The sequence below is a fragment of the Micromonospora sp. NBC_01740 genome, assembly GCF_035920365.1.
GTDB classification, from domain to species: Bacteria; Actinomycetota; Actinomycetes; order Mycobacteriales; family Micromonosporaceae; genus Micromonospora; species Micromonospora reichwaldensis.
In genome coordinates, this window is sequence record NZ_CP109150.1 from 5925866 (window position 1) to 5934212 (window position 8347).

The 8347-nt window shown below is 75.6% G+C and carries 5 protein-coding genes; all 5 read right to left on the reverse strand.

The annotated features are described in order from the left end of the window. Positions 1-19: 19 nt before the first annotated feature. The gene (locus tag OG989_RS26195) at positions 20-1195 is read right to left on the reverse strand and encodes a trans-sulfuration enzyme family protein (RefSeq protein WP_327028788.1); all 1176 of its coding nucleotides are present in this window, start codon (positions 1193-1195) and stop codon (positions 20-22) included. A gap of 121 nt (positions 1196-1316) precedes the next feature. Further along, a complete protein-coding gene (locus OG989_RS26200; RefSeq protein ID WP_327028789.1) occupies positions 1317-2177 on the reverse strand; it encodes a carbon-nitrogen hydrolase family protein in 861 nt (286 codons plus the stop codon). Beyond that, positions 2159-2488, reverse strand: coding sequence for an AzlD domain-containing protein (locus OG989_RS26205; protein ID WP_132238343.1), 330 nt, complete (start codon positions 2486-2488; stop codon positions 2159-2161). The genes OG989_RS26200 and OG989_RS26205 overlap by 19 nt, the downstream gene beginning before the upstream one ends. Before the next feature lie 5 nt (positions 2489-2493). Then, on the reverse strand, positions 2494-3375 hold the full coding sequence (locus tag OG989_RS26210) for an AzlC family ABC transporter permease (RefSeq protein WP_327028790.1): 882 nt from the start codon (positions 3373-3375) through the stop codon (positions 2494-2496). Then, complete coding sequence (locus OG989_RS26215; RefSeq protein ID WP_327028791.1) at positions 3368-8344, reverse strand: non-ribosomal peptide synthetase; 4977 nt, start codon at positions 8342-8344, stop codon at positions 3368-3370. Before OG989_RS26215 ends, OG989_RS26210 begins: the two co-directional genes overlap by 8 nt. Positions 8345-8347 lie beyond the last annotated feature (3 nt).

Sequence of the window (8347 nt, forward strand, 5' to 3'; positions counted from 1 at the left end):
CGCGCGGCCGGCCTGGGCGCTACTCCGCCCGGTCCGCCGCGTCGAGGGCCGCCAGGAAGTCGGCGACGAGGTCCTCGGTGTCCTCGATGCCGGTGGAGACCCGGACGAGGCCCTCGCCGATGCCGGTGGCGGCCAACTGCTCGGCGTCGACGATCCCGGCCCACATCGAGCGCGGGTGCACCACGAGGGTGCTGACGCTGCCCAGGCTGGCCGCCCGCTTGGCCAGGCGCAGGCCGTCGAGCAGCCCGGCCGCCGCCCGCCCGTCGCGCAGTTCGACGCTGAGCACCCCGCCGAAGCCGGTCATCTGCCGGCCGGCCAGTTCGTGCTGGGGATGCGTCGGCAGCCCCGGGTAGCGGACCCGCCGCACCGCCGGGTGGCCCTCGACCGCCCGGGCCAGGGCCAGGGCGTTGGCGTTGTGCCGGTCCACCCGCAGCGACAGGGTGCGGATGCCGCGCAGCAGCAGCCAGGCGTCGATGGGGCCGAGGGTGCTGCCGGTGACGATGGCGGTCTGCCACACCCGGTCGACGAGGTCGGCGGAGCCGACGACCACCCCGGCCGAGACGTCGGAGTGCCCGCCGAGGTACTTCGTCCCGCTGTGCCACACCAGGTCGGCGCCGAACTCCGTCGGCCGCTGGTTGACCGGGGTGGCGAAGGTGTTGTCGACCGCGACCAGCGCGTCGTTGGCGTGCGCCAGCTCGACGACGGCGGCCAGGTCGGTCAGTTCGAGCAGGGGGTTGCTCGGGGTCTCCACCAGGACCAGCCGGGTCTGCGGGCGCAGCGCCCGGACGAAGGCCTCGGTGTCGGTCTGGTCCACCTGGGTGAAGGCCACCCCGAACCGGGCCAGCAGGCCGGTGACCAGGGACGTCGTGCCGCCGTACGTGCTGCGCTGCACGACGACGTGGTCCCCGGCGGAGAGCAGGGCCAGGGCGATGGTGCTGATCGCGCCCATCCCGGAGGCGGTGACCAGGCCCGCCTCGGCGCCCTCCAGCTGGGCGACCACGGCGGCGACCTGCGCGTGGTTCGGGTTGCCGTAGCGCGTGTAGAAGGCGTTGCCCCGGGTCTCGGTGGCGACGGCGGCGAACTGCTCGTCGGACTCGGCGCTGAAGGTGGCGCTCTGCACGATCGGCGGCGACACCGCCCCGCCCGGGCTCAACCCGTCGTCGCCGTGGACAGCGATCGTGCCGGTGCCGGTCACAGGTTCTCCTCACGTGGTGGGCTGCCCGCCGGGACGGCGGGTCGGACAGGTGCGGGCGTCACCCGGGCGGCGGGCGCCCGACGACGGCTCGTCCGCGTGGACGCTCCCGACGGACGGGCGGTCACCCGGCCGGGACGGGCACGGCCGCCGGGGGCGGCGCGGGCGCGGCCCGGTCGGTGAGCATCCGCAACGCGTCGCGGTGCCGGCGCAGCACGGCGTCGTCCAGGTCGGCGACGGCGAGCCCGGGCCCCGTGCCGGCGTCGGCGAGGACCCGACCGTCGGGAGCGTACACGGCGCTGCGACCGGCGAACTCCCAGTCGCCGTGCGATCCCGCGAAGTTGGCGAACAGCACGTAGCAGGTGTTCTCCAGGGCGCGGGCCGGGAAGTACACGCCGCGCCGGTGGTCGGAGTCGCCCGTCGTGAACGCGCTCGGGCACAGGTAGGCGTCGGCGCCGGCGAGGGCCAGCGCGCGAGCGTGTTCGGGGAAGCTCGCGTCGTAGCAGACCCCCAGGCCGAGCCGCCAGCCGCGCACCTCGACCAGGCAGTCGGCCCGGCCGGGCACGAACAGCTCGCGCTCGTCGCGGTCCAGGTGGCGCTTGTCGTACGCGGCGGCGGGCCGGCCGTCCGCGCCGATCACCAGGGCGCCGATCGCCCAGCCGTCGGCGCGTCGCCGGCAGCCGCCGACCACCGCCACCACCCGGTGGGTGCGGCAGGCCTCGGCGACGGCGTCGAGCGGGTCGCCGCCCGCCTCGACGGCGCACCGCGCGATGTCGTCGCGCAGCAGGCCGACGTCGTAGCCGCAGAGCGACAGCTCGGGGAAGACGACGAGGTGGACGCCGCGGGCCGCCGCCTCGGCGATGCTCCGCGCCGCGGTCCGCGCGTTGCCGGCCAGGTCGCCGGGGACGGCGGTGACCTGGGCCGCCGCGACCCGCAGCGGGGCGCGCCCGGCGGGGTGGGCGGCCGTCACGCGGCCCCCAGCCACCAGCGCAGGCCGAAGAAGACCACCAGGCCCACCGTCCAGACGATCATGAAACGCTCGACGAAGAGGCCGGTCACCAGCGTGACCAGGCCCGCCACCAGGTACGGCACGGTGACGACGGTGATCTCGATCCGGTTGTCCACCGGGGCGATCACCGACGGGACGGCGATGGCCGCCAGCAGCGCCGGCGGGAGGTAGCCGAGGAAGACCTTGACGTCGTCGGGGAGCACCCGGTCGCGGAAGACCAGCAGCGGCAGGTACCGGGGTGCGAAGGTGGCGAGCCCCATCCCGAGGATGAGCAGCAGCATGGACATTCCGGTCACCTTCCGTCCGTGTCACGGGCCGTCTCGGCGACCCGGCGTTCCCCGGCCGCCGCCCCGGCGGTCCGCGGTTGCGGCGTTCTCGACTCCGACTCCGGCCCCGGCCCGCCCGGCTCGCCCGGTTCGGCCGGTTCCTCCCCCGGCTGGCCCGGCTCCGCCGGCTTCGGCGGGAACCAGCGCCGTTCCACCAGCTCGCAGGCCATGCCGACGAACGCGCCGCCGAACGCCGCCACGATCAGGCCGAGGTTGTAGGGCAGCCCGAGCAGGAGCAGGGCCAGCGCCCCGGCGGAGACCGCCGCCGTCCAGACCTTCCAGCCGACCAGCGCCGAGGCGAGCACGACCAGGAAGACCGCGGTCATCGGGAAGTCCAGGCCGGAGCGCAGCCGCTCCGGCAGCAGGTGCCCCGCGATCATGCCGACCACGGTGGCGATCGCCCAGTTGACGTACATGACCGCGGAGGCGCCGAAGTAGAACATGCTCTTGCGCCGGGCCGGCTCGTCGCCCTTGATCCGGTCGAAGGCCACGAAGAACACCGCGTCGATCAGGCCGAAGCCCAGCAGTAGCCGCCACCGCTGCGGCAGCTCGCGCACGTGCGGCGCGAGCAGCGTGGAGTAGATGAGCATCCGCAGGCTGAGGATCAGCGTCGTCAGGACGATGACCGGCCAGGCCGCCCCCTCCGAGATCAGCTTGAAGCCGATGAACTGGGCGGTCCCGGAGTTGACCACCATGGCCAGGCCGAACGTCTCCAGGTAGGACAGGCCGGCGGCCAGGCCGAGGGTGCCGCCGATCACGCCCAGCGGAAAGGCGGAGAGCAGGAACGGCACCATCGAGCGGGCTCCGGCGACGAACTCGCCCCGCGCGGTCGGCGTACGGTCAGACATGGTTCTCCCCAGGACGGCGGGCGGACGGTACGGCGGCGGCCGCCGGCGGCGCGCCCGGACCCGTCGCGCCGACGATAGCGGCCACCTCGGCCGCGCGGGTGCGGCAGAAGTAGTGTCCGCCCCCGTCGATCTCCCTCAGCTCCACGTCGGCGGCGACCCGCCGCCACGCGTCGTGCGCCGCGCCCGGCCCGGCCGTCAACGGGTCGTCGGCGGCCACGACCACCGTGACCGGCACCGGCAGCGGCTCCCCCACCCGGTCCCGCAGGTAGCGGTGCGAGCCGACGGCGTCGTGCCGGAAGGCGGCGACCAGGGCGTCGACGTGCTCCGCGTCCAGTCCGTCCAGCTCGGTGAAGCCGGTCTGGTCCACCAGCCAGCCCACCACGTCCGCCGGCGCCATCCCGGTGACCTCCGCGATGCTGGCGTCGATCTCCTCCGGCCCGCGCAGCAGCTTGCCGCCGAGGAAGAGCCGCTCGGGTGGCCGGCCGGCGGCGGCGAGCAGCCGGGTGACCTCGATCGCCGCCGCCGCGCCGACGCAGTGCCCCCAGACCAGCACCGGCCGGCCGCCCAGCTCCCCGATCTCGGCGGCCACCCGGCGGGTCAGCTCCGGCAGGTCCAGCAGCGGCTCGGGCCGGCTGACGTCGTGCCCCGGCAGCGCCACGGCGTGCACCGCGATCCGGTGCGGGGCCAGCGCCTCGGCCAGCGGCCGGAAGGCGAGCGGGCTGCCCGCCGCGTACGGGAAGCAGACCAGGACCCGGTCGTGGGCGGCGTCCGGCGGGGACAGCGGTTGCAGCAGCCGGTCCTCCGGCGCGGCGTCCGCCTCGACGGCGCGGGCCAGCGGCCCGAGCGTGGAGGTGGTCATCAGCTGCCGCAGGGTGACCAGGGGTCGTAGCGCGGCGATCACCCGCATCGCGGCGAGCGAGTTGCCGCCCAGGTCGAAGAAGTTGTCCTCCTCGGCGATCCCGGCCAGCGGCACGTCGAGCGCGCGCGCCCACGCCTCGGCGATCCGCCGGGCGACGGGCGTGCCCGGCGCGGTCCGCCTCGCCGGCTCCGCCGGCCGGCGCGTCGCCGGGGCGGCCCGGTCGAAGCGGCGCCGGGTCGGGGTGACCCGGGGCTCGGGCAGTCCGGGCCGCAGCCCGGCGTGGGCGCGCTCCGGGTCGGTCGCCAGCTCCGCCAGCACCCGCCGGTACACCTCGCCGATGCCCGCCGCCTGCTCCGGCGTGAAGGCCGCCGAATGGTAGTGCAGGCTCAGCCGGACCCGGTCGGTGAAGAAGTCCCGCATGAACTCGGCACGCAGCGCGAACTCCGTCTCCGTGCTCACCTGCACGTCGAGCAGGTCGAAGCCGGGCAGCTCGCGCAACTGCTTGAGCAGGTAGAAGTGGGTGTAGTTGAAGACGGTCTCGAAGAGCAGGTCGGTGGTGCCGGCGTCCGCCTTCATCTGCGCCATCGGGTAGCGCCGGTGGGGCAGCAGGTCCGCCTCCGCGCGGTACACCGCCCGGACCAAGTCGGCCCAGGAACCGTCACCGAGGTCCACCCGCATCGGCACGGTGTTGAGGAACAACCCCAGCGCCCCGGTGGCGCCCTCCGCCTCCGGCCGGCCGCTCTGCTCGTACCCGGTGACGACCTCGGTGTCCCCGGCGAGCGCGCCGACCACCTTGACGTGCGCGGCCAGCAGCACGGTCTTCAGCGGCACCGCCAACCGGTCGGCCGCGCGCAGCAGCCGCTCGGAGAGCGCGTCGTCGATCTCCACCTCGTGGAAGACGACGGTCCGCTCCGCCGGCGCCTCCGGCGGCTGCCACCGGGGCAGCTCGGTGACCCCGCCCGCGGCGAGGACGCCACGCCAGAAGTCGCGGTCCGCCGCCGACTCCAGCGCCCGGCGTTCCAGCCCGATGTAGTCGCGGAAGTGGTTCTCGGCCGGCCCCTCGTCCGGTCGGTCCCCGGCCAGCAGCCGGTAGTAGGTGTCGAAGAGCTGGGTGTGCAGCAGGGTGATGCTCCAGCCGTCCAGCGCCGAGTTGTGCTGGCTGACGCTGTAGCGGTAGAGCTCGTCGCCGAGGACGTGCACGTGGATGCGGACCAGGCCCGGCTCCTGCCAGCGGAACCGGTACGACTGCTCGCGCGCGTGCCAGTCGGCGTGCCAGCGCTCCTGCTCGGCCGGGTCGCGGTCGCGCAGGTCCACCACCCACAGCGGGCTCGGCGCGTCGGCGTGCACGAGTTGCAGGTACTCGCCGAAGCCGGTCAGGTGGTAGCTGGTCCGGAAGATCGGGTGCCGCGCGACGAGGATCCGCACCGCCTCGGTGAACGTCGCCTCGTCGAACGGCGCGTTGATCAGGAAGCTGATGATGTCGTGGTACTGGGCGGCGCCCCGGGACAGCTCGTTCTCGTAGATCAGCCCCGCCTGGAGCTGCCCGAGCGGGTACGCGTCGACCACCCCGTCCGGCAGCAGGGCCCGGTCCGCCGCGTCGAGCAGGGCGAACGGCGGGTGCGTCACCGCCCGTTCCGCGCCCGGCGGGCCGGCCGCGAGCAGCGCCGCGATCGTCGGGTGGCGGAACAACTGCTGGAACGTGAGGTCCACCCCGGCGGCGTGCGCCCGGGCCAGCACGGTGACGAAGTGGATCGAGTTGCCGCCGATGGCGAAGAAGTTGTCCTCCACGCCGACCCGGTCGAGACCCAGCACCTCGGCCCAGATGTCGGCGAGGATCCGCTCGGGCCCGGTGCGCGGCGCCACGTACGGCCGCTCGGGCGCGGCCGGCTCGGGCAGCGCCCGCCGGTCCAGCTTGCCGCTGCCCGACAGCGGGAACTCCGCCAGCTCGACCACCCGGGCGGGGACCAGGTAGCCCGGCAGCAGGGTGCCCAGGTGGGCGGTGAGCGTCGCCTCGCCCACCGGCTCGTCGGCGACCACGTAGCCGATCAGGTTGCCGTCGCGGGCCACCACCACCGCGTCCTTGACGGCCGGGTGCCCGCGCAGCGCCTCCTCCACCTCGCCCAGCTCGACGCGGTAGCCGCGCACCTTCACCTGGTGGTCGAGGCGGCCGAGGTAGTCGAGCGTGCCGTCGGGCAGCAGCCGGGCCAGGTCGCCCGTGCGGTACACCCGCTCCTCGCCCACCTCCGGCGCGGCGACGAAGCGGTCCCGGGTCAGCTCCGGGCGGTTGAGGTAGCCCCGCGCGAGCTGCACCCCGGCGACGCACAGCTCCCCCGGCACCCCCACCGGCTGGGGGCGGAGCCGCTCGTCGAGCACGTACAGGCGCGTGTTGTCCACGGGCCGGCCGATCGGCACCCGCTCCCGGCCGGGCCGGCAGCGGTGGTGGGTGACGTCGACGGTGGCCTCGGTGGGCCCGTACAGGTTGACCAGCGTCGCGCCGGGCAGCAGCTCCGCGAGCCGGTCCACCTGCCGGGGACCGAGCGCCTCGCCGCTGGCGAAGACCTGCCGCAGGCTCGCCAGCCGGCCGGTGTCGGCGGTGCCGAGGTAGTCGAGGAACGCGCCCAGCATCGACGGCACGAAGTGCGCGGTGGTGACGCCGTGCGCCTCGACCGCCCCGATGATGGCCTCCGGGTCGCGCTCCGCGCCGGCGGGAAGCAGGCAGACGGAGGCGCCCTCGCGGGCCCACCAGAACAGCTCCCACACCGACACGTCGAAGGTGGTGGGGGTCTTGTGCAGGATCACGTCGGCGGGGCCGATCGGGTACAGCCGCTGCATCCAGGCCAGCCGGTTGGCCAGCGAGCGGTGCTCGATCATCGCGCCCTTCGGGGCGCCGGTCGAGCCGGAGGTGTAGATGACGTACGCGAGGTCCCGCCCGTGGCGCGGCGCGTCGGGGCCGGGCGACCCGACGGCGGCGGGCACCGGGCCGGCCGTCGGCAGCGGGAGCACCGGCACGCCGTGCGGGACCCGCGCCGGGTCGGCGGCGAGCACCACGGCGGCCCCGCTGTCGTCGAGCAGGTAGGCGACGCGCGCCGCCGGGTAACCGGGGTCGACCGGCAGATAGGCGCCGCCGGCCCGCAGGGTGGCCAGGATCGCCACCAACTGCTCGCGGGAGCGCTCGGCGAGCACGCCGACGATCGACTCCGCGCCCACCCCGGCGCCGCGCAGCCGCTCGGCGTACGCGGCCACCCGGGCCTCCAGTTCCGCGTACGTCCAACTGCCGGCCGCGGTGCGGACGGCGACGGCGTCCGGGCGGGCGCCGGCCCACCGGGCGACCCACTCGTCCGGCCGGCCGGCCGGGTCCTGGCCGACGCCGGTGTCGTTGACCTCCCGGAGCACGTCCCGGTCGCAGTCGGTCAGCAGGCTCAGGTCCGTCACCGGCGCGTCCGGCTCCGCCAGGGCCCGACCCAGCAACAGCGCCAGGTGGGCGCCGATCCGCTCGGCCGTGGCGCCGTCGTAGCGGCGGGCGTCGTGGTGGACCGTCACCTCGGCGGCGCCGAGGGCGAAGAACACCCCGACCCCGGCGCCGTCCGGGGCGCCGCCCCCCACCGCCACGTCGACGAGCGGGTGCGGGCCGGGACCGGCGTCCGCCGCCAGTTCCTCGGCGAGCAACTCGACCGGGTAGTCGGCATGGCGCGCCGCCTCGGGCACCGCCGTTCGCAACTGCCCGACCAGGTCGCGGTAGCTGCTCTCCGCCGCGCAGCGCACCCGCAACGGCAGCATCCCGGCCAACTGCCCCGGCTCGCCCGGACGGCCGACGAGCATGTCGTCGGTGCCGGTGTAGCGGCGCAGCAGGGCGGCCACCGCGGCCGTCACCAGGACCTGGCGGGCGTCCTCGCCGCCCCGGCCGGCCCGGGCGAGCCGGTCGATGACCGCCTCGTCGAGCGGCACGGTGACGGCCGCCGGCTCGGGCGGGGCGCCGGGCGCCGGGGTGCGGTCGGCGGGGAAGCCGACCGGGTCGGCGCCGGAGCCGAGCACGGCACGCCAGTGGCGGGCGTGCTCCGGGCGGCGCGCCGCGGCGATCTTGAGCTGGCCCCGCGTCATCAGCGACTGCATGAT